The organism is Variovorax sp. 01T439_2 (genome assembly GCF_056398445.1).
On record NZ_JBFTPJ010000831.1, the window covers coordinates 1 to 2,674 of the forward strand.

Consider the following 2,674-nt stretch of genomic DNA (forward strand, 5'->3'; position numbering starts at 1 on the left):
GTGCAGCATTACTTCGCGTCGGCCTGGCTGCTCAAGGGCGACCCGGCCAGCGAACAGCTGCGCCGCGAGTTCCGCGTGAAGGACCTGGGCGACAACCTCTACACCGTCGCCATGGTGGCGACGCTGCCGAAGATCGCTCCGGGCGCCACGCAGGTCGTGAACAGCGCGCTGTTCGCCGGCCCCGAGGAAGAAAAGAAGCTCGAAGCCATCGCCCCTGGCCTGGACCTGGTCAAGGACTACGGCATCTTCGCGATCATCTCCAAGCCGCTGTACTGGCTGCTCACGCAGCTGCACGGCATCCTGGGCAACTGGGGCTGGGCCATCGTGGCGCTGGTGGTGCTGCTGAAGGCGGCCTTCTACTGGCTCAATGCCAAGGCCTACGCAAGCATGGCCAAGATGAAGGCCATCAACCCCAAGATCATGGAAATGCGCGAGCGGCTGAAGGACAAGCCGCAGGAAATGCAGCAGGAAATGATGCGGATCTACAAGACCGAGAAGGTCAATCCGATGGGCGGCTGCTTCCCGATCGTGATCCAGATTCCGGTGTTCATCGCGCTCTATTGGGTGCTGCTGTCGTCGGTCGAAATGCGCCACGCGCCGTGGATCGGCTGGATCACCGACCTGTCGGCACCGGACCCCTGGTACATCCTGCCGGTCGTGATGACGCTCACCTCGCTGTTCCAGACCTGGCTCAACCCGACGCCGCCCGATCCGATGCAGGCCAAGCTGATGTGGATCATGCCGCTCGCGTTCAGCGTGATGTTCATCTTCTTCCCGGCCGGCCTGGTGCTGTACTGGATCACCAACAACGTGCTGTCGATCGCGCAGCAGTGGTTCATCAACAAGCGGCTGGGCGTGCTGGGCACCAAGTAGCCCGCCCGCGCTCCGAACCATCCCCGAAGGGCCGCGTCAGCGGCCCTTTTTGCTGAAAGAATCCGCACCATGCTCGCCCGCACCACCGATCCCATCGTCGCCATCGCCACCGCCTCGGGGCGCGGGGCGGTCGGCATCGTGCGGGTGTCTGGCGCCCGGCTCGCGCCGCTGGTCGACGCGCTCTGCGGCCGGCCGCTGAAGCCGCGCGAAGCCACCTACCTTCCCTTTCGCGATGCGGCCGGCGAGCCGGTCGACCACGGCCTGGCCATCCACTTTCCCTCGCCCCATTCGTTCACGGGCGAAGACGTGCTCGAACTGCAGGCCCATGGCGGAACGGTCGTGCTGCAGCTGCTGCTGGCGCGCTGCCTCGAAGCCGCCGCCGAGGCCGATCCCGTCACCGGCCGGCCGCGCCTGCCTGGCCTGCGCGTGGCCGAGCCGGGCGAGTTCAGCCAGCGCGCCTTTCTCAACGGCAAGATCGACCTCGCCCAGGCCGAAGCCATTGCCGACCTGATCGACGCCAGCACCGAGGCGGCCGCGCGCAGCGCCGGGCGTTCGCTGTCGGGTGCCTTTTCGCGCGAGATCCACGCGCTGCGCGATGCGCTGATCCACCTGCGCATGCTGGTGGAGGCGACGCTCGACTTTCCGGAAGAGGAAATCGACTTTCTCCAGAAGGCCGATGCGACGGGGCAGCTGGCGAAGCTGCAGGCGCAGCTGGCGGCAGTTCAGCAGCGCGCCAAACAAGGTGCGCTGCTGCGCGAAGGCATCAAGGTGGTCATTGCGGGCCAGCCCAATGCGGGCAAGAGTTCGCTGCTCAATGCGCTGGCCGGCGCCGAGCTGGCCATCGTGAGCGCGGTGGCGGGCACGACGCGCGACGTGGTGTCCGAGACCATCCAGATCCACGGCGTGCCGCTGCACGTGGTGGACACGGCCGGCCTGCGCGAAAGCAGCGACGAGGTCGAACAGATCGGCGTGGCCCGCGCCTGGGGCCAGATCGAGGGCGCCGATGCCGTGCTGTTCCTGCACGACCTGACGCGTGCCGGCCAGCCCGAGTACGCCGCCGCCGACGCCGAGATCCTGCGCGTGCTGCAACACAAGCTGCCCGCGAGCGTGCCGGTGCTCGATGTCTGGAACAAGCAGGACGCCGCGCCAATGCCGGAGACGGCGGGTGCGGCCCAACAAGGCATCGCCCTGTCCGCCAAGACCGGCCTCGGCATCGAGGCGCTGCGCGAACAGCTGCTGGCCATGGCCGGCTGGCAGGCCGTGCCCGAGGGCGTCTACCTGGCGCGGGCGCGTCATGTGCAGGCGCTGGGCCAGGTGGAAACGCACCTGGCGCTGGCCGCGAGCCATCTGGCGGCGCAGGCGCAGCTGCTCGACCTGCTGGCCGAGGAGCTTCGCCTTGCACAGAACGCACTGAACGAAATCACCGGCGAATTCGGCGCCGACGACCTGCTGGGCGTCATCTTTTCTCGCTTCTGTATCGGCAAATAGCGACAGCTCGCCCGAAAAACGTAAAGAGTTGTAGCCGAAAACCGCGCCCTTCGCGGATACTCCGGCACAGATGCGGGGGTTGAGAAAAGCATGTCCATCCAGAACCTGAGCCGCGCAATCGCGGACAACAACAGCAGCAGCGACGCCTTCGCGTTGACGCTCAACGTACAGCAGTGGGAAACGCTGGCGGGCTACCTGCAGCCCATCGACACCGGCGTGGGGGACGTTCTCATCGAGCAGGGCACGCACGACCGGTCGGTGTACTTCCTGGAGAGCGGCGCCATCAGCGTGCAGCGCGTGAGCAGGTAGGAAC

General features: G+C 66.8%; 3 protein-coding genes. All 3 read left to right on the forward strand.

Annotated elements, in window-relative coordinates; translation table 11 throughout:
- Nucleotides 1-873 (forward strand): membrane protein insertase YidC (gene yidC, locus AC1DOC_RS28450; protein WP_478130998.1); only part of this gene is annotated, 873 nt, incomplete at its 5' end.
- A gap of 69 nt (nucleotides 874-942) precedes the next feature.
- Entirely contained in the window at nucleotides 943-2,361 is a 1,419-nt protein-coding gene (gene mnmE / locus AC1DOC_RS28455) for a tRNA uridine-5-carboxymethylaminomethyl(34) synthesis GTPase MnmE (RefSeq protein WP_018903418.1), read from the forward strand.
- A gap of 90 nt (nucleotides 2,362-2,451) precedes the next feature.
- Nucleotides 2,452-2,670, forward strand: a complete 219-nt coding sequence (locus tag AC1DOC_RS28460) for a hypothetical protein (RefSeq protein ID WP_478130999.1) — start codon at nucleotides 2,452-2,454, stop codon at nucleotides 2,668-2,670.
- Nucleotides 2,671-2,674: the final 4 nt, after the last annotated feature.